The following is a 19,614-nucleotide window of genomic DNA, read 5'->3' on the forward strand; positions in this document are numbered from 1 at the left end:
TTTTTGCGTGCTGACAAACAGTCCCGATTGAAGACTGAAGATCTCGACCGGCTCGCCTGGGCCGCCGGGATCGCCGCGCGAGACCGTGAAATGCTCTCGGCGCTCGAACGGCTTTATGAAGAACAGGCATCCGGGAACAACGATGAAGCCTGTGCGCGGGCCGCGTTCTGGAGCGGGCTGCGTCACATGATGATCGGCGAAGTCGGGCTTGGCGCCGGTTGGCTTCAACGAGCGGCCAGACACGCCGAACAGACTGCGCCGGATTGCGTGCAACGCGGCTATCTGTTTTTGCCTGAAGCATACCGGCTTCGGAGCAAGGGCGAGTTTGAGTCCGCGATTGAATGTGCCGACAAAGCCATGCAATTCGGTGAGTCCGCGGGAGATCCCGATCTCGTTGCGCTTGCAGGCAGTTTGAAGGGTGGACTGCTGTTCCGTCTGGGGCGGATTGAGGATGGATATGTTCCGATCGACGAGGCCATGCTTCTGGCCAATGCCGAGCGCTTGTCGCCCCTGGTTTGCGGTGTCGTTTATTGCGAGATTGTGGCTTCGTGCTGCCGGATCCTTGAAATCGTCCGCGCTCGGGAATGGACCGGAATTCTCAATGACTGGTGCCGGCTCAATCCGCAGGCCAAGGCCTTCAATGGCGTGTGCCAGGTTCACAGAGCCGAAGTTCTGCAACTCAAGGGAGACTGGACCACCGCCTTTTCAGAGGCAGAACGCGCGGGCAGCGGCCTCAAGGGAACAACCGAACAAACTGCAATGGCGAATGCCGCTTATCGGCGCGGGGAAATATTGCGGCTTCGCGGAGAATTCGCGGCAGCGGAAGCCGAATACCGCCGGGCTGGCGAAATCGCCATAGACCCGCAGCCGGGACTGGCATTGCTCCGACTTGCCCAGGACCGGTGCACCGACGCGGCAGCCATGATCCGCCGCGCGCTTGATACAACCACCGACGTGACGCAACGGCACTTCCTGCTGCCGGCCGGCGTCGAAATATTCATCGCCTGCGATGATCCGGGGGCGGCAAGGGAGCTTTGCGCCGAGATGGATTCCATTGCCACCACCTTCGGTTCGGAAGTCCTCGCCCGCGTGGCCGACCAGTGCAGGGGCCAGGTGGCGTTAGCAGAGGGCGAGTTCGCCGATGCGATTGCATCGCTTGGCCGCGCCCGCCGGTTCTGGTCGCGTTTCGACGCCCCCTATCTCGCCGCCCGGCTGCGACTCGATATAGCGCGCGCGTGCCTTGAACTCGGTGACACAGAAGATGCCAAACTCGAACTGGAGGCGGCCCGGAAACCATTCAAGGACCTGGGTGCCCAGCCGGATCTCGAACGCCTGCGGACAATTCAGCAATTGTCCGGCGCCCCGGCAGAGGGCGCGGATGACACCGTTCTGTCCGCCCGCGAACGTGAAGTCATGGCTCTCATGGCAGAAGGCGGATCGAACCGGGCCATCGCCGCCGAGCTCGGTCTCAGCCCCAAAACGGTGAACCGTCACGTTGAGAACATTCTCGGCAAGCTGGCGGTCTCCTCACGCACCGCCGCCGTGGCCAAGGCGCTCAAGACCGGCGTCATCTGAACCCCCGGCCCATGGGCCAAACGACCCACCGGAATTTCGTACCGCGTGGGTCATCCTCACGATGAAGGCATTTCGCCTTCACTCTAGCCTCGTCTTCAGGATCACCAGACTGGAGACGCATCATGGCTCATTCGCACACCGGCACAGGGCCAAACGGCACGCGGGCCGACCGGCATCCGGCGGACCTTGTGGAAGCCGGGAACCTGCTGAGAACCCAGCCGGACCTGGCACCGGCGCCATCGGCGACAGCGCGTGCCCCCGTCGAAACGGAGCGGTACGCGGTCATTGTGATCGGCGCCGGGCAGGCCGGGCTGTCCGTGAGCTATCACCTGGCCCGCAAGGGCGTTGGCCATATCGTGCTCGAGAGCGCGGCACGGATTGGCGATGTCTGGCGCAACCGGTGGGATTCGCTCAGGCTCTTTACGCCGGCAAAATTCGACGGTCTCGACGGCTACCGCTTTCCGGGCGATGCGGACACTTTTCCCACCAAGGACCAGATGGCCGATTACCTGGAGGCATATGCCAGAAAGTTCGATCTGCCCGTGCGCCTGAATGCCCGCGCGGAACGGCTCTACCGGGTCGATGGCCGGTTCCGGGTGGAAACAGAGGGTGGCACCATTGACGCGGACCAGGTGGTTGTTGCCGCGGCCAGCTATCAGAAGCCACGCGTCCCGGCGTTCGCAGGCACGGTAGATGAGGACATCAAACAGATGCACTCGCATGAATATCGCAATCCCGGGCAGATCCCCGATGGTCCCGTGCTTCTTGTGGGCGGCGGCAATTCGGGTGCGGAGATCGCCATGGATCTCGTCGGCACCCACACGGTGACGCTATCGGGTCGGGAAGTGGGGCATATTCCATTCGATATCTCGGGGTTCTTGGGCCGAAAAATCCTCGTGCGCCTTGTCGTGCGCGGGCTTTTTCATCGCATCCTGACCGTTAAGACGCCCATGGGCCGGAAGTTCCGCAAAAAGATGCACGGGCACGGCATGCCGCTGATCCGCACCCGACCCGGCCAGCTCGAAGCCGCTGGCGTCCGCAGAGTCGGCCGGATCGCCGGATTCAAAGACGGGAAATTCGTCACTGCGGAGGGGACCGAGATTTCCTGTGCAACCGTCATCTGGTGCACCGGCTACCACCCAGGCTTCGACTGGATCGACCTGCCCGTGCTCGACGAAAGCGGCCTGCCGCGTCAGCAGTACGGCAAGTCTACCGCGATGGACGGTCTCTATTTTGCGGGCCTCCATTTCCAGTATGCCGTGTCATCGACAATGGTCGGCGGTGTCGGGCGCGATGCCCGCAGGGTCGCAGACTGGATATCGGCGGATCGCCAAAGGTAGGGCGCCGCGATCCCTGTCTCTCCCCTGGCGCTAGCGGAGCGTGAAGATCGCCGCATCTCGGTTGGCGAAGACGACCTTAAGCTCGGGCGAGGCCAGCAATGCGGCTTCCACAGCGTCCAGTCCCCCTTCGGAGAGCAGGCCGAGACTGTAATACATGTTCTTCTGGCTGCGGGTGATGATCACATATCCGCCATGCTGGGCTTCGGACAGCCACCGCACTACCAGCCCGGCGGGATCGCTGGTCAGCTCCTGGTTGGCCTCGGGTAGTTCCTCAGAGAGAGGGACGTAAATGAAGTTCTCGTAATTGCGGAACTGCGAGGGATAGTTGCGCGCACCCTCGATCAGCAATTCACCGGGTTGGGCCCGCGAATAGAGCCAGTCTGACGCTTCAACCTCCAGTGGCGTGAACCGGTATTGGGCGTCCTTGCCGTTATTGGCCAGAATGAACCCGCCCGCAAAGACGGTCATCACAACCATCAAGACGAAACCGGACAAAAAGCCCATCCGCTGTCTGCCGGCAAAGGGAATGGCGGCGAAGAAGGCCAGGAAGGGCAGGCAATAGAAGTAGACCCGGAAGATGACTTCACCCCCATAGGGCGTGGCCACAACCAGCGGCAAAGGCGCTGCCAGAAGAACCAGTGCGGCCAGATCGAGTTTGCGCTGAAACAGCCGGATGATGCCGCCCAGAACGGCGAGCAGGCCAATCCCGGCGCTCAGAAGCCGGGAAGCCAACGCCACAATCCGCTGTTCATCGCTGACCATGTGCAGGTCAACCAGCCGCCCGAAGGTCTGTTCTCCGACCGCGCCAAATCCCTCGATGATGTCGCGCAGCTCGGGTGCCAGGAAACTGTCGGCAAAATAGAACAGCCAGAGCAGTTCGGCGAGCAGGGCAAAAACGAACAAGTCGATCCGCAAGCGCCCGATGACGAACAGTCCGAAGGTGGCCGAAAGCACCAGCAGCGGCGTCAACTGGTGCATGGCGATAATCAGCCCGATCAGCACCAGGGCGCAAATGCCGAGCAGTGCCGCTCCCGAACGGTCCGATCGCGTCCTGCCGGTGACAATCTCAAATCCGGTGTTCCTTGCAATCAAACCGTAGAACCGCATGCGCCACCCGGCGGGCTCGAGCGCCAATACCCCTGTCGCGAGGTAGACGACGGCGAGATAGAAAAGGAAGGCCGTGCCCTGCGGCGAAAAATAGTCCTGCCCCACCCAGTTGCCCAGGATGAACAGCGCCGTGCCGACCAGCGCCATGCGCCGGCTTGCGCCGAGATTGAAAAAGATGCCCGGCAAAAGGGCGGCGTATCCCAGATTGAGCAGGATCGGAAAGAATCGCGCGGCGTTGGCGATCTCGAGCGGGCCGAGGCCGAGCAAAGCAGCCAGCCAGGCCGCGCCGGCGAAAAAGGCCGGCCAGTTGAAATAAGCGCTGAGGAACTGGGCATCGAGATCAAGCGACCCGGTGCGCATGATGAAATCGATGACGCCGATATGCTTCCACGCCCAGGAGTAGCGAAGGGTCTCATAGGCAATCGCCGGGGTGGCGTGCAGATAGGCAATCAGTACGCCCAGAAAAAGTGCCGGCAAGACGCGTACAGGCCGCTCACCGCCAACGCTGACGACGAAGCCGACAATGACCAGCCCCAGCCCCGCGAAATGCATGGTCGGGAGGATCGTAACCAGACCGAGCCCGCCCATCCTGGCAGGATCGACATAGCCAAGCCCTGCCCACCACAGCGCCATGCTGGCCACGAGCAGGCCGAGGCAAATCACCGACCGCCACCAGGCAGCCGGGCGGGCGTGATGCGACTGGCTCAATGCCAGGCGGTATTGCCGCCGCCGGGCAGCGATGTCAGCGGACATGGTCATAGGCGCGGACCACATAGTTGAAATTGACAAGCGACCAGTAGCTTTGCGCCCGGTAGCTCTCAGACTTTCCGGTGTTGGCGGCGATGTGATGGACCCAGGCAAGCAGGACCGCGGCACGGAGCAATCGAGGATCGGAGGCGAGCCGAACGTCGTCCAGCATCGCAGCTTCGGCGCCGGTCAGAACCGGCCGGCGCAGCAGATCGGCAACCGCGACCCCGAACTGGCTTTGGGTGACATTGCTGCGCGTCACCAGGATCATGAAGAGCGGATCGAGCCAGACGGGGGCGTCCATCCTCAACTGCCCCCAATCGACAATGGCGGATACGTCACCGGTTTCGGGATCGAACAACACATTGTCGAGACAGAAATCGCCATGACCAAGCCCCGTCTCAGCGGGGTGATCACGGACCAGTTGCGCGAGATCCTGTTCCATCGGCGCGAGACAACGTCCGGCCCGTGTGTCTGGGCGCACCGAAAAGCGCTTGCGCAGTTCGTCCATCGCGTCATGCACCCAATAGGCAAATGTGTCGGGCGTCGCACGCGATCCCGGGATCGCGTTCTGAAGTTGCCGCAGGGCCGCCACGGCCCTGGCAGCCGCCTGCCACACCGAGACGGCCCGTTCGGCGTCGGGATGAACGCGCTTGCCCGGCATGGCGGACATGGCGAGCCTCGCCTTGATTTCCCGCGACAGATCATCCTTTTCGAGGTCAAAACCAAGCCACTGAGGCAGCAGATCGATTGGGGCAGCCGACCGCACATCCGAGCGCAATTGCTGCAGGGCATTGCTCTCGGCTTTGAGGGCAGTGATCGCGCGGGGTGTTGTGGCCTGCTTTTCGACGATGGGACGCCCATCACGTGTCACACGCTGGACCGAAGCCCCGCTGAGCCCCTGCTCCATGGCGGGGTGGCCATTGAACATCCGTCCACCCCGCAGGTCATTCAGCCGGGTCAGAACCATTCTGACGGCACCGATTGAGGCATCGACGAATGCAATGCCGAAGGCCGGCAGTGCGGCGACGCCGGTTCGGCGCAGGGCATAGAGCACCATGAATGCGAGGGCGATGGTGTGCGCCGCCAGCCAGGCCCATGCCATGCCACCGACACCAAACTGCTGGAGCCAGACGGCACCGAGGCCGACCGTCGCGATGAGCGTGAGGACCTGCACCAGAGTCAGAAGCGGATAGGCCTTTTCAGCCCTTGCCACCGCGAGGCCAACGGTCACCAGCGTCAGCGGCACCGCGGCAAGCGCAAAGATCCGCAACACATGGCTGCCCTGGTCCACATAGGCCTCGCCAAAAAGCAGCATGATCCAGGGGGCAAAAACCAACAGGGCCAGGCAGGCCGGCACCACCAGCGCCAGCGCGTAGGCGAAAGTGCTGGCGTAGATGCTCTGGCGCCGATCCGGATAGAGTGCGGCCTCAGCCTGCAACGCCGCCCCCAACTGCCGACCGACGAGATAGAGGGAATAGGCAATCGACCAGGCGATCTGGTAATGCGCACTCGCTGCCGCGCCGGAAATGGAAATCACCAGCATCGGAACCACCGCGAGCGCGATGCTGGTCGCCAGGCTGCCGGCATAGTCCCAGCCGAAGAACCGGAAGAAGTGCCCGCGATCGATGACCTCGGTCGGCGCGGCCTGCCAGACCTCGCCTTGGCTTAGTTCGTGACGCGCCATCCGGTGGACCACCAGGCCCAGCACCGCGGCGGGGATGACCCAGGCGGCGAGCACCGCAAGCCCGGTTTGTGAAACCCAAAGCACCAGCGCGAAGACAAGCAGGATCTTGGCGATTGCGTATGTCAGCGTTTGAACGGGGACCAGCCCGGAGAGCCTCAATCCAGTCAGGATCGCTTCCTGCATGGAATAGAGCGTCCAAACGACGAGCGCGGCGATAAAGACCGACGCGACCAGTGGCGACCGGGAGACAAAGGCGAGATCTTCCGCCCAGTGCCCGGCCCCGAAAACGAAGCCCAGGCCCAGGACAATCGCGACCACGCCCGCCAGTGCATAAAGCCGCCGGATGAGACGCGGTGCGTCACGGCCGGAAGCAGGCAGGAAGCGGTGGGCAATGTTGCGAAGATTGAGCTGGGCCGCATGGCTAAGGCCCATCATCGTGGCCACAAGCGTGGCGCCAATTCCGGCCTCGGCAGGCGATAGCAATCGTGCTGCCACCATCCAGTACAACAAACCCAGCACCGACGAGATGCCAACGGCGAGAACAAGCGCCAAACCATTGCCGGCCAGCGAGGCCAGTCTGGTGCGCCGGAGAATCCAGCCCGCTATGCCACCCGAAACCTTGACCGGGGCAAGGTCGTGCCGGGGGGCTGCGGTGGTCGGAGCGTCGACCATCAACCGGCCTCCTGCCAGATGCGGACGTAGTCGATTTCGAAACTGGCCGGGAAGCGCGTGTCTTCGTCCGGGTCACCGGGCCAGTCGCCACCCACTGCCAGATTGATCAAAAGGTACATCGGCTCGTCGGAGATGAGCCGTCGGTCTTCGAAGCGCCACATCTCCTCGCCGTTGAGGAACCAGATGATCGCGTCTTCCCGCCATTCAACGCCGTAGACGTTCCAGTCAGCCGACAGGTCGGGCACGAGCGCATCGCTGCCAAAGGAGCGTTTCTCGTCCGCGACCCGCACGTGATAGTGCATCTCGAGCGTATCGGTCGCGTGCCCCAGCATCTCCATGATGTCGATTTCCGGCGTCGAGCGCTGATCGGAAGGAAGCATCCAGATTGCAGGCCAGAGGCCCTGCCCGGCCGGCGCCTTGGCCCGAACCTCGACATAGCCATGGGTGAAACTGAAAGCGTCCTCGCCTTCATCGCCATAGCGGCCGGTCGTGACCATGCCGCTGGTATAGGCGTATTCGCCCTGAGGCGTGTCGATGTCCTGCTCGCGGGCAATCAGACGCAGCACGCCGTCGGACACTTCAACGCCCCGCTCCACGTACCATTGGAGTTCATTATTGCCGAGATTGGTGCAGCCGCCGTCGTTCCACCAATAGCAGTATGTCCACCGGCCGGTGTCGAGTGAACTGCCGGAGAATTCGTCTGCAAACACCGCCCGCCAGTCGCCACCATCGGCCATGGGGCCCGGGATCTTTTCTGACCAGCGCAGGAAGCCGAACACACCCAGGCCTGACAGCAGCAAGGCCACCGCCAGCCACACATAGGCGCGGGCCGGGACCGACCGATAAATCTTGAAGAAAATTCGAGCAGTTTCGCGAGCGGCAAAAAGAACCCGGTTGAAAAGCGTGGGCGAGCTTGACGGGTACGAAATTCTGGGTCGCTGCATGTGCCGGGATGCCTGGTTATCTGGGCGTTTGAGAGTGCGCAGGGTGTGACCGCGCATTGCACAATAGTCCCTGGCGGCCCGGTTGTGCGCGAGCCTTGCTGTTTACGTTAATTTAAGGATTGCGTTGCCCTTGGCAGCCATCCCGCAAACATGGAGGACACCGCCCCACAGGAGATGCTTCATGACCGTACAGCCGACTGATGCCGTCAAGCGATCAGATCTGGCGACCATGCGCGTGAGAGCATCGATGATGGAGCCGAAAACGCTACCCGGCGGGGTTCGGGTTGGCGAAGCGTCTCGCTCGATCTGGCAACATCTCATGGAAGCGGACCCGGAGGCCATTCCCTACCAGTCTCCCGAATGGGCAGACGCAGCATGCCGGTCGGCAGGGTTTATGAGCATCACCCGCCATTACCGCACGGCCGATGGCGCAGACTTTGTTCTGCCCCTCCTGCGTCAGGCGCGTCTGCCCCGGCGATTGTCCAGTGCGTACTCGATGCCCCCGGCCTGGGGAATTGGCGGCCTTATTGGCGAAACCGAACCCACCGGCGATCTGGTCAGGGCCGTGTTCGAAGATCTGAAGAGCCTCGGGCTGCTTTCGGTTCGCATCAGGCCCAATCCCCGGCACGACAGCATCTGGGCCGCCGCAGCCCCTGTTGAGGTCACGCGTATTGATCGGCGAGCCCATATTCTCGATCTCACGCCGGGCTTCGAGACCGTGCGCGCGGAGAAGTTCAATTCGCGCTGCCGCCGGATGGCTGCCAAGGCCGAAAGAAACGGCGTCTCGATCGAGTTTGACGGAACCGGGGCCCTGCTCGACACCTATTACGGGCTTTACGAGCAGTCACTCGTTCGCTGGGCCGCCAAGCAGAACGAGCCGGCCTGGTTGGCGCGCTGGCGCGGTCGGCGCCGCGATCCCTTGCACAAAATGAAAGCCGCCGCATCGGCGCTGGGCGAAGGCTTTCAGGTCGGCATTGCGCGCAAGGACGGGCAACCAATGGCTGGTGTCATTCTTCTGCTTGGCCGCAATGCCAACTATTCCCGCGGTGCTATGGATGTCTCTCTGGTCGGCAATTCGGGCGCAAACGAACTGTTGCAAACCCATGCCATCCGTTGCGCAGCCGAGGCCGGTTGTTCCCACTATCACATGGGGGAAACCGGATCATCGGCGACCCTGGCCCGGTTCAAGGAGAAGTTCGGAGCGGTGCCGGTCGACTATGCCGAATACCAGTTCGAGCGCCTGCCAATTTCGAAAATCGACCGGGCGGCGCGAGAGACCGTCAAGAAGTTGATCGGCTTTAAGGATACGGTACAGTGAAACCTGCCCCGCACCTCCTCGCCGCATTCGCGCTGGCGCTGGCACTTCTGCCCGCGCCTTTTGCGCATGCGCAGGAGGCGGCGCCCGAGGAGAGCGCAATTGTCCCGCCTGATTTCCGCGCCATACTCGACCAAAGCACAAACCTGCCCGAAGTGCTGAGCGACGCCGGCATCCGCCGTGCGTTGAGGGCAGGAGAGCGCCCCGCCGAAGTCGCGCTCGAAGAAGCAAGGCTGAATGATCTTCTGATTGCCGTGGGATACCTCGACGCAGATTTGAGCATCGAGGCTCCGGTCATGGAACCTGCGGGCAATGGCGCGCTGCGGGTCAATATCAGTCCTGGCCCGTTCTATGTCATTGGCCCCGTCGAGATCAGCGTCGAAGGTGCTGCGGACAGCGCCCTGACCGACCGGCTGGAAGATGCGGCTCTTTTTGCAGAAGGGCAGCCGGCGAATGCCGACATTCTCGCCGAAGCCCGCGACCGCATTGAGTGGCAGGCCGCCGAATCCGGCTTTTCGTTTGCAGAGATCGTCTCGGCCACTTACCTGCCCGATCCGGCGAATGCGACGGCGCAACTGTCCATCACCATCGCTCCGGGCATCGCGGCCGTGTTCAGGCAAACCGATGTGTCCGATGTTCCCGCGGACCTGAAAGACGCGGCGCTTGCGCTGACGCCATATTCGCCCGGGGAGCCGTTTACACGGTCGGCGTTTGACACCATGCGGGCCGCCCTGAACGATCTCCCGCATGTCCATCGAAGCGATCTCGAAATCCGGCCGGCGCCAGGCGGCACCTTCGATCTCGTGGTCAGCGCCCGCCACGATCCCCCGGCGATATTCGACGACCCGATCGCGCGAACGGGTGTCGGCGTGTTCGCGGCGGCCCTGCTGGTGATTGCTCTTGGTATGATCACAGGATTTCGGCGTGATCGGCGTCCGCTCACACACCTCATCATGTTCCGGGTTCCTGCGGGTCTTCTCGCCTTCGCCTCGATCGGCGTGGTCATTCTGCGCGCCGCCACGCTCGGCTGACAATCGTCCACCCCCGGTCATTGAGCCGACCCGCCTGACGTCAGCGGGACATATCCAACTCCCCTCTCCGTTCCTGTTCCCAGACTGCCTGGCGCAACCCGGATGCCGGGCTCCCGAGGCGGCGATCCCGACTCAAGTGTCCCGAAATGGAACAGTTTCTTTCCAGAATGGAACACTTCCTTTTCGACACCAAGTAATAATGAGACACTATTTAGATACAACTTTATCTATTAACTATTAATATGCACCATCTATAGTTGTATCGGTTGTATCGTCATTAACAATTCGTAAATCTGCGACCAATCGGCAGTTTTGCCAGCAATAGTTGTCCGCGTCGACTGCACAGATCCTGTGGGGCCGCCGCAGCCGGGACGGAAACCTTGTCCCCCTGGCCGGACTGAAGGAGGTCGCAATGCATTCGATCAACAAGCCTCGATCACGGAGCAGGGAAGCGCTTCCTTTGTCCCTGGCGCGTGTGAGTGTGGTCGTCCCCGCCATGAACGAAGAAAAGAACCTCGAGCACGTATTGCCGCGGATTCCCGACTGGGTTCATGAAGTCATTCTGGTGGACGGCAATTCCAAGGATCGTACCGTCGAAGTCGCCCGCTCCATCCTGCCCGAAATCATCGTGGTCAATCAGGACCGCAAAGGCAAAGGCGCGGCCCTGCGTGCAGGCTTCCGTGCCGCTCGCGGCGATATCATCGTCATGATCGATGCCGATGGCTCGACCGATCCGCAGGAAATCCCGGCCTATGTCGGTACGCTGATGTCAGGCGCGGATTTCGTGAAGGGCTCGCGCTTTTTGCAGGGCGGCGGCACCGATGACATGGAGTGGTACCGGCGCTTCGGGAATTGGGGCCTCATGCAGCTGGTCAATTTCCGGTTCGGCGGCCATTACACCGACCTTTGTTATGGCTATGCCGCGTTCTGGCGCGACGTGCTGGACAAGATCGACCTGGAAAAGGTTGATGGTTTCGAGGTCGAGACCAGCATGAACATTCAGGTTCTGCGCCAGCGTCTTCAGGTTCAGGAAGTCGCGAGCCTCGAGCATCCGCGCATTCACGGAAAATCCAACCTGCGCACCATTCCCGATGGCTGGCGCGTGTTGCGCACCATCATCACGATGGGACTGCAACCCAATCCCAACCGAACCGCTCGCCCGCGCCGACGCATCGATTTCACGCGGCCGAATGCGGGCTGGAACCGCCATATCGGGATGCCGAATGAGTAACGAGACCGCCATATCGGTCGTCATTTGCACCTGTCATGACGACCGTCTGGACCGGCTCATCGACGCCGTCGATTCCGTGCGCGACCAGTCAGCCTCTGCGCACGAAATCATTGTGGTGGTCGACCACAACGAACCGCTCAAGACTCGCATCGCCGAAGCCCGTCCTGACGTCAGCGTGATTTCGAACGATCGACGGAAGGGGCTCTCGGGCGCCCGGAACACCGGCGTTCTGGCCGCCAGCGGCTCTGTCGTCGCGTTTCTCGACGATGATGCGCTGGCGTCGCCGCACTGGCTCGCCTCACTGCAAGAGGCATACAGCTCGCAGTTCACACTCGGGGCGGGCGGCCCGATCCACCCGGATTGGCCGAGCGAGCGGCCTGCCTGGTGGCCTCACGAATTCGATTGGGTTGTGGGATGCTCCTATGAGGGCGAGCAGATCACGGATGGCAGCACCGAAAACCTGATCGGCTGCAACATGTCGTACCGCCGCAATGCCCTTGTGCTGGCAGGTCTTTTTGATGAAGACCTTGGCCGCAGCGGCGGCAATGCTGCCGGTTGTGAAGAGACCGAGCTGGCCCGTCGCGCCCGGGCCATGTTTCCCGCCTCCCGGCTGCGTTTCATCGACGGCGCCGAGGTGACGCACCGGATCGATGCCGGGCGGGATCGCTTCTCCTATTTCGTCAGAAGGTGCCGGGCCGAGGGTGTTTCCAAGGCTATGATCGCAGCCGGCGCGATCCGCGGCAGCGGCCTTTCGCGTGAACGCAGCTATGCCCTCAACACGCTTGGCGGGGCGGTCCTGCGCAATCTGGGGCAATTCATCAGTGGCAGGAACCGCTGGGGCCTGCACAGATCCGCGGCGATCGTCACTGGCCTGTTCGCTGCAGGCACATCCTATCTCTGGTCGCGCCTGTCCGGGGTGAAACCTGTCACGCCCGAGGCGCGGTACCTGCCGCGCCAGGTTCTCGATGTCGAGCTTTCCCGCGCCCTGCCCGCGCGCCAATCGGCCAATGAAGACGGCCAGACCTATGGCGCGCTGCATTGTGTCGTCCGCCAACAGTCACGGCTGGTCACGACGATCGAGATCCCGACCTATGGCGAGGCCGTGTCCGACGATCAGCTTCGCCGAGACATCGAGGCCGTGATCCCGACGGCACCGGCCGCCTACCCGGTTCCGGCCGCGGCGACCCGTCCCGCCCGTGTGATCGTGGCCACCCGGGACCGCCCGGACATGCTTGCGCGTTGCGTCCGTTCCGTGCTGGCCATGGATTATCCCGATTTCGAACTGGTCATCGTCGACAGCGCGCCTTCGACGTCCGCCACCCGGGACCTGATCGATCGCGAGTTCGGTGACGACCCCCGGGTTCAGTATGTGCATGAAGGCCAACCGGGCCTGGCGCGGGCGCATAATGCCGGTCTGGCCGGCTGCACCCGGGAGCTGATTGCCTTCACCGACGACGATGTTCTGGTGGATCGCGGCTGGCTCAGCCGCATCGCGGAGGCATTCGACACAGCACCGGAGGTTGGTGCGGTCACCGGGGCCATTCTGCCGGCGGAACTCGAAACCGAGGCGCAGTACTGGACGGAATCCCATGGCGGGTTCCTCAAGGGCACACAGATGCAGCTCTTCGATCTGGCCGACAACAAACCCCGTTCGCCTCTGTTCCCCTTTACCGCGGGCATGATGGGGTCGGGCGCCAACATGGCATTCTCCCGCGAGGCTCTTGAAAAGCTGGGATCTTTCGACCCCGCGCTGGGTGCAGGCACAATTGCCCGAGGCGGCGATGATCTCGACGCCCTGTTGCGCACGGTCCGCGCCGGCTTCACCGTGGTCTACACACCGGATGCGCTGGTCTGGCATCACCACCGGCGCAGTGCCGAGGGCATGGAGCGACAAGCCCATGGCTATGGCATGGGACTCGGCGCCTATCTGACCAAGGCCATGCTCGATCATCCGCTTGCAGGGCTCCGCCTGATCGCAATGGCGCCGCTGGCGCTGCAGCACTTGTTCGGCGGCAAATCCGAAAAGATGCAACGCCTGCCGGTTGCCTATCCGCGCCGTTTCGTGCGCGCCGAGTTCAAGGGCATTCTCGGCGGTCCGCTCGCCTATTGGCGCAGCCGCCGCGCCCTGCATGCCAGCCGCAGCGAGGGCGCAGCAAAGTTCGCCCAAAACCCTGTCTGGAAGGGGAACTGAGCATGCAAGGGCCCATTCCCATCCTGATGTATCACAGCATTGATGCACGCTGCGCTCCGGCCTATGCGCGTTGGTGTGTCGGCCCCGAGGTTTTCGGGGCCCATCTGCGTGTTATCGATGGCCTGGGCATGACCCCGATGACCATCTCCGGGCTAACCGATGCCATCGACAAGGGCACACTGCCGGACAGGCCGGTGGCGATCACCTTTGACGACGGGCTGGCGGATTTCGAGCAGCATGCGCTTCCGATCCTCGATCGTTTTGGCTTCCCCGCTACGCTCTATGTCGCGGCGGGCTACGTCGGCGGGACCGCGCGGTGGCTGTCTGACCTCGGGGAAGGCGACCGCCCGATGATGGACTGGCAAGGCATTGCGGGTCTCAAGCACCGGAATGTCGAGGTGGGCGCCCACACGCTGACCCATCCTCAGCTCGACCTGCTTTCGCCCAGAGAGGCGCGTCATGAAATCCATGGCGGCAAGAGATTGATCGAAGACAAGACCGGCATGAAGGTGCGCAGCTTTGCCTATCCGCACGGTTATTCCTCAAAGACCGTACGCGAACTGGTCAACCAGAGCGGGTTCGATTCCGCTGTCCGGGTGGCCCATGCGCTTTCGGGTGTGTCGGAAGACCGTTTTGCTCATGCCCGGATCATCATGACAGAGAATGAGACCGAAGAGACGCTTGCCCGGTATCTGACCGGCAAAGACCTGCGCAGGGCGGCCCCGGTCACTTCCTGGAAGATCCGCGCCTGGCGCGGCTGGCGCGGCCTCCGGTCAATGCTGGCCGGGCCTCGCTCCACAGGACCCGCCAAACCCATGGAGGCTTGAACAATGATCGTCACGATCAATCAACTGGCCACGCGTCTGGCTGGCCCCTTGCTCCTCGCATCGGGCCTTTGGCTGGGTTCCGTGTCGACGGCATCGAGCCTTTCGACGGACAACCCGATCCTTGAATGGCTTTCCAAGATGGCAACGACAGCACCGATCGGGCAGAGCGCCGATGATGCCGTCACGGGTGACACCGCGAGCCCCGCGGGCGCCGCGGACGATATCCGCGTTGAGTTCGTGGTGAACCAGTGCGAACCGGGAAGTCCCGATCTCGGTGGGGCCAATTCGGGGCTGGTGGTTGCGGACGCCGCTCCTGGTGCGCCGGAGAACAGCAGTTCACCTGGCGGCCTGACGGAGTTTGACAGCCTGCCGGACGGTGTCGCTCCCAACCTGCTGCCGGATGTCTCGGCCCCGGCATTTGTCCGACCGCGCCCGAAAACATTCGCCCAAGCCACTGTGATCAGCCAGAGCGTGACGCTGCTGGGTACCAATCGGACCAAGTCACTGGCGCCGGCAGGCTTCGTATCGGACAGCAACTCGGTTATCTCGCTGCAACCTTAGACTGTGCGGACGCGCATCCGGCGATCGGCAGGACGCAGTTTCGCAGAGGTGAAGCATTGCTTGCCCGCTGCTTGCGGCGTTCAGTTCACCCTTCGACCGTGTTCGTCGAAGATATGGACATGCTCAGGCGCAATTCTGACAGTGGCCTCGTCGCCGACTTCCGGCGACCGCAAGGCGTTCAGTCTGGCACGAACGATCGTACGCTGGTCGAGCCTTACGCTGCATAGATAGTCCGGCCCGGTGTATTCGATGGTCTCGATCAGGCCCGCCAGCTCACCCTCACCCTTGCCCCCCTCGGCAATACCGACATCGGTGGGCCGCAACCCGATCGTCACGGGCTGTCCAATCTCGACATCAGGCATCGGCGCAGTGGTGAATTCGACCCCGTCCCCGGTAATCACCCGGCCGTCGCGCGCAACAACCTGACCTGACAGCATGGTCATGCTGGGACTGCCGACAAAATTGGCAACGAATGTATTTGCGGGCTTTTGAAAGACATCTGCCGGCGTACCCACCTGCTGAATCCGTCCCTTGTTCAGAACCACGATCCGATCCGCCATGGTGATCGCTTCAAGCTGGTCATGGGTCACATAGACCGTTGCGCGGCCAACCTTGCGATGCAGTGAAATCAGCTGATGCCGCATGTCGTCGCGCAGCAGCGCATCGAGATTGGACAGTGGCTCGTCCATCAGGAATACGGCCGGTTCGCGGATGATAGCGCGCGCCAGTGCGACCCGTTGACGTTGACCGCCCGACAGGTGCTCAGGGCGCTTTTCGAGCTGGTCGGCGATATCGACGACAGCGGCAACCGATTTCACCCGTTTGGCGATGTCCTTGGCGGGCACGCTGCGCTTGAGGCCGGTCTTGAGTGGATAGGCGATGTTTTCGGCAACGCTCATATGCGGATAGAGCGCATAGTTCTGGAACACCATCGCCACATTGCGGTCGCGCGGCAGAGTGTAATTCACCAGCTTTCCATCCACATAGATCTCTCCGCCCGTCGGGTCCTCGATGCCCGAGATGAGCTTGAGGAGCGTGCTCTTGCCGCATCCGGAAGGTCCGAGCAGGGCAACGAACTCGCCCTGGGCAATGCTGAAGGAAAGGTCGTCGACGACCTTGAGGTCGCCGTAGTGCTTGCTCGCACCGACAAATTCGATGGCCGGATGTAGGCCGGGAGTCTTCTGTGTCATGCTGACCTAACCCTTGAACGCGCCGGCAAGATTCTGCGCGAGGAAGAACCGTTGCAGGAAGATGAACAACAATGTGATGGGAACCGCCGAGAGAAGCGCGGCAGCGCTGATCAAACCCCAATCGACGACGAAGTTGGCCTTGAGGCTGGAGATTCCGACAGTGAGCACCTGCTTGCGCTCGTCCTGAATCGCAACCAGCGGCCAAAGGAAATTGGTGTATTGGAGCATGAAAGTGAAAATCGCATGCACCACCAGGCCGGGTTTGATCAGCGGCAGGATGATCTTGAAGAAGATGCCAAACTCGCCTTCACCATCGAGCCGGGCCGAGTGACCGAGATCATCCGGCAGCGACACGATGAAGCTGCGGATCATGAATATCCCGAGCGGGTTGGCCAGCGGCGGCAGGATAAGAGCCCAATAGCTGTTAAGCAGCCCCAGGTCGCGGATCAGGAAGAACAGCGGAATGATCAAAGCGGCGACCGGAATGGCGACCGACATCAGCAACACACCTGTCAGCGCAGCCTTGCCGGTGAAATTCAGCTTGGCCAGCGCATAGGCCGCCATGGCATCGATGAGCAGCTTGATGAGGGTGACCGCCAGCGCCACGAACAAGGTGTTGAAGGTCCAGATCAGAAACGGATGCTCGAACAGGATCTTCTGATAGTTGCCCCAGAACAGGGTCTCGGGGATCCAGTCGGGGGGATAGGAAAACAAGGACCGTGTCTGTTTGACCGATGTCGAAAGCACATAGAAGAACGGAACGAGCGACACGATGCAGGCGATGGCCAGCACCCCATAAGACATTACGAGCATCGAAACGGTCGGTCGAAGCGAGCGGGCCGGCCGCCTGCGGAATAGCCCGGCGATCATTTGCCACCTCCCTTGAGCAGGATTGTCTGAACCGCGGTGAGGACGAGAACGACCGCCACGAGCACAAAAGCGAGCGTCGCGCCGAAGCCCGGTTCATTGAAGGTGAAGAGGCTGCGATAGACGTACCAGGTCGCCGTAGCGGTCGCGTTGGACGGCCCGCCATCGGTCAGCACGAACACCGAGTCGAAGAGCTGCAGATTGACGATGGTTGCGAAAATCACCGAGAAAAAGAAGGTCGGCTTCATCAACGGCAAGGCGTGCTGGAAGAAGCGGCGCACAGGTCCCGCACCGTCGAGTTCCGCCGCCTGAAATATCTCGGTCGGTAACGCCGCCAGACCAGCAAAGAACAGCAGGGCCCAGAACCCAAGTCCTTTCCAGACCTCCACCATCGCAATCGTCGGCAAGGCGAGATTGGGGTCGCCGAGGAAGTTCACAGGCTCGCCGGTGAAGATGCGGATCACGAGATTGAGTGCGCCGAAATCGGGATGCAAGACAAAGGTCCACATCAGGGCCGCGATCAGCACCGGCTGAAGCGTCGGGAAATAGATGACCGCCTTGAAAAAGCTCCGGCCATGTTGCGCCGTCCGCATGGCGAGAGCGACGATCATTGCCAGGAGGAAGACTGCTGGAATCGCGATCAGCGAATAGACGATCGTGTTGCGGATTGTCGTCAGAACCAGGGGATCGGCGAAGGTTTTGCGCCAGTTCTCTAATCCCACAAACCGCATAGGCGACAGGACGCCACCATCGTGAAAGGTCTGCCAGAAGAGCGAGATCACGGGCAAAAGAAGAAACCCCAGGAAGAAGACGAGGTTGGGCAGCAGAAAGATCAGGGCGACGATGTTTCGCCGCCGTTTGTAGCTTGCCTTCAAGCGGCGGTGCTCCGCCTCAGCAATCCGATTGCCGGAATTCATCTCGTCCGTTCCCTGTTCATCGATCTTCCCGATTGGCCGCACAAAGCGACGGTGCGGAGAAGGATGCCCCCCTGCCCTTCCCCGCACCTCCTCACATCAGCCGACGATCCCGTCGATAATCTCGCACATCTTACCGATGGTCTCTTCGCCTGTGAGGTTGCCGCGATAGGCTTCCTCGGCCACCGGCCAGATCGATTGCAGGACTTTGAGGATCTGGGGATGGGGCTGGATGCCCTTCACGCGGGGGACGAACTCGGTCTGGATCTTGCTCATCGCCGGGTTGTCCGCGAACAGATCGCCGACGATGTCTTCGCGCACCACTTGCAGGCTGACCTGCTCGGCGAAGCGTCCGACCTGCGGTCCTGATGCCCAGTGCTGAATGAATGCCCAGGCGGCATCCTTGTTCTCGCTCGCTTCGGCGATCGACAGGATACCGAAATTGCCCATGACGGTTTGCCCCTTCTCGCCCGGAGGCGCCATGGCGACGTCCCAGTCAAAGGCCGGCGGGTTGGCAAGAAGTTCATTGATTTGCGGTGTCTCGCCGTGAAGGATGGCGATCTTGCCGGCCTTGAAGAGGTCAAAAGGCTCCTGAGTACCCATGGAGCCCACGGCCGGAGTGACGCCGGCCTGATGCAGATCGATCAGGTGCTGGGTCGCCGCTCCCGCGCCGGCGAGGCCGCAGCCCGACCAATCATCATTGAGAAGATCTGCGCCCGCATTGTGCACATAGGGCAGCCAGTCCCAAAAGGCGAAGTCCGCGGTCCGGGTGCGGGCTGCAAAGCCGTAGACATCGCCCGCAGTCGTCTTTTTGGCCGCATCGAGCATGTCGGCATAGGAGTTCTGCCAGGTGTCGGCCACACCGGCGGCTTCGAGCAGGTCCTTGTTGATAAAGATATTGTAGACCGCGCCGAGCACGGGCACGCCCCAGACGCCTTCGTCGGATGTCGCGAGGTCCCAGGCAAACGGTGCAATCGCCGCCCGCTCGCCCGCCCAGTCGGGGTCTGCCACCAGGGCACTCATGTCGTGCAGCGCACGGCCTTCGATGTAGTTGGGGTAGATCAGGTCGACCAGGTAGAGAACATCGGCCGGATTGCCGCTGGCAAATCCCGTGGTCAGCTGGGCATTCATGTTGGCCCAGTCATACGTCGTGAAATTCACGCTCACATTCGGGGCGACGTCAGCAAAGTCGTCAATGATCATCTGCTCGAAGCGATGTTCGTCAGCCGAATGCGGGCCCTTGATCATGGTGATGTCACCGGACAGGTGATCGTCGGCGATCGCGCCAGTGCCGATTGAAATGGCAAGACCCATGCTGACCAGCACGGAAGCGACACCAGTGCGGCAAAGTGACGGAGTTTTACTACTCATCAACCTGCCAACACGCCCAATTCTGTTACCGCGCGTAGCGAATT

General features: G+C 62.0%; 15 protein-coding genes. 8 read left to right on the forward strand and 7 right to left on the reverse strand.

The genetic code is table 11. The annotated features are described in order from the left end of the window. Nucleotides 1–27: 27 nt before the first annotated feature. Both G489_RS0109275 and G489_RS0109280 read left to right on the forward strand, forming a co-directional pair. Nucleotides 28–1,575, forward strand: coding sequence for a helix-turn-helix transcriptional regulator (locus tag G489_RS0109275; RefSeq protein WP_162142417.1), 1,548 nt, complete (start codon nucleotides 28–30; stop codon nucleotides 1,573–1,575). 122 nt (nucleotides 1,576–1,697) lie between these two features. Then, nucleotides 1,698–2,915, forward strand: a complete 1,218-nt coding sequence (locus tag G489_RS0109280; protein WP_081691485.1) for a flavin-containing monooxygenase — start codon at nucleotides 1,698–1,700, stop codon at nucleotides 2,913–2,915. 30 nt (nucleotides 2,916–2,945) lie between these two features. Here G489_RS0109280 and G489_RS21805 read toward each other — a convergent pair whose 3' ends face one another. Genes G489_RS21805 through G489_RS19840 form a run of 3 tightly spaced genes read right to left on the reverse strand, consistent with a single transcriptional unit; the run spans nucleotide 2,946 to nucleotide 7,928 of the window. Then, nucleotides 2,946–4,781: a hypothetical protein gene (locus tag G489_RS21805; protein ID WP_029041320.1), complete on the reverse strand. Its 1,836-nt coding sequence runs from the start codon at nucleotides 4,779–4,781 to the stop codon at nucleotides 2,946–2,948. Next, nucleotides 4,765–7,128, reverse strand: coding sequence for a phosphotransferase (locus tag G489_RS0109290; RefSeq protein ID WP_029041321.1), 2,364 nt, complete (start codon nucleotides 7,126–7,128; stop codon nucleotides 4,765–4,767). The genes G489_RS21805 and G489_RS0109290 overlap by 17 nt, the downstream gene beginning before the upstream one ends. Further along, nucleotides 7,128–7,928 carry a glycoside hydrolase family 16 protein gene (locus G489_RS19840; protein WP_162142418.1) on the reverse strand — a complete coding sequence of 267 codons (801 nt, stop codon included), beginning with the start codon at nucleotides 7,926–7,928 and terminating at the stop codon, nucleotides 7,128–7,130. The genes G489_RS0109290 and G489_RS19840 overlap by 1 nt, the downstream gene beginning before the upstream one ends. Nucleotides 7,929–8,253: 325 nt before the next feature. Here G489_RS19840 and G489_RS0109300 point away from each other — a divergent pair, with 325 nt between their 5' ends. The 6 genes from G489_RS0109300 (at nucleotide 8,254) to G489_RS0109325 (ending at nucleotide 15,228) form a co-directional block, all read left to right on the forward strand. Beyond that, nucleotides 8,254–9,390, forward strand: coding sequence for a GNAT family N-acetyltransferase (locus G489_RS0109300; RefSeq protein ID WP_035872192.1), 1,137 nt, complete (start codon nucleotides 8,254–8,256; stop codon nucleotides 9,388–9,390). Then, a complete protein-coding gene (locus G489_RS0109305; RefSeq protein WP_029041323.1) occupies nucleotides 9,387–10,418 on the forward strand; it encodes a BamA/TamA family outer membrane protein in 1,032 nt (343 codons plus the stop codon). The genes G489_RS0109300 and G489_RS0109305 overlap by 4 nt, the downstream gene beginning before the upstream one ends. Nucleotides 10,419–10,878: 460 nt before the next feature. Then, a complete protein-coding gene (locus G489_RS19845) occupies nucleotides 10,879–11,649 on the forward strand; it encodes a glycosyltransferase family 2 protein (RefSeq protein WP_245578861.1) in 771 nt (256 codons plus the stop codon). Further along, nucleotides 11,642–13,840 carry a glycosyltransferase family 2 protein gene (locus G489_RS21810; protein WP_051332484.1) on the forward strand — a complete coding sequence of 733 codons (2,199 nt, stop codon included), beginning with the start codon at nucleotides 11,642–11,644 and terminating at the stop codon, nucleotides 13,838–13,840. The genes G489_RS19845 and G489_RS21810 overlap by 8 nt, the downstream gene beginning before the upstream one ends. A 2-nt stretch (nucleotides 13,841–13,842) precedes the next feature. Further along, nucleotides 13,843–14,667, forward strand: coding sequence for a polysaccharide deacetylase family protein (locus G489_RS19855; protein ID WP_051332485.1), 825 nt, complete (start codon nucleotides 13,843–13,845; stop codon nucleotides 14,665–14,667). A 3-nt stretch (nucleotides 14,668–14,670) separates the two neighbouring features. Beyond that, a complete protein-coding gene (locus G489_RS0109325) occupies nucleotides 14,671–15,228 on the forward strand; it encodes a hypothetical protein (RefSeq protein WP_029041324.1) in 558 nt (185 codons plus the stop codon). An 80-nt stretch (nucleotides 15,229–15,308) separates the two neighbouring features. Here G489_RS0109325 and G489_RS0109330 read toward each other — a convergent pair whose 3' ends face one another. The 4 genes from G489_RS0109330 to G489_RS0109345 form a co-directional block, all read right to left on the reverse strand. After that, on the reverse strand, nucleotides 15,309–16,418 hold the full coding sequence (locus G489_RS0109330; protein ID WP_029041325.1) for an ABC transporter ATP-binding protein: 1,110 nt from the start codon (nucleotides 16,416–16,418) through the stop codon (nucleotides 15,309–15,311). Between the two features lie 6 nt (nucleotides 16,419–16,424). Further along, nucleotides 16,425–17,231, reverse strand: a complete 807-nt coding sequence (locus G489_RS0109335) for a carbohydrate ABC transporter permease (RefSeq protein WP_162142419.1) — start codon at nucleotides 17,229–17,231, stop codon at nucleotides 16,425–16,427. Between the two features lie 53 nt (nucleotides 17,232–17,284). Beyond that, the gene (locus tag G489_RS0109340) at nucleotides 17,285–18,202 is read right to left on the reverse strand and encodes a carbohydrate ABC transporter permease (RefSeq protein WP_029041327.1); all 918 of its coding nucleotides are present in this window, start codon (nucleotides 18,200–18,202) and stop codon (nucleotides 17,285–17,287) included. Between the two features lie 96 nt (nucleotides 18,203–18,298). Then, nucleotides 18,299–19,570 carry an extracellular solute-binding protein gene (locus G489_RS0109345; protein WP_162142420.1) on the reverse strand — a complete coding sequence of 424 codons (1,272 nt, stop codon included), beginning with the start codon at nucleotides 19,568–19,570 and terminating at the stop codon, nucleotides 18,299–18,301. Nucleotides 19,571–19,614 lie beyond the last annotated feature (44 nt).

It is taken from the genome of Cucumibacter marinus DSM 18995, from assembly GCF_000429865.1.
GTDB classification, from domain to species: Bacteria; Pseudomonadota; Alphaproteobacteria; order Rhizobiales; family Devosiaceae; genus Cucumibacter; species Cucumibacter marinus.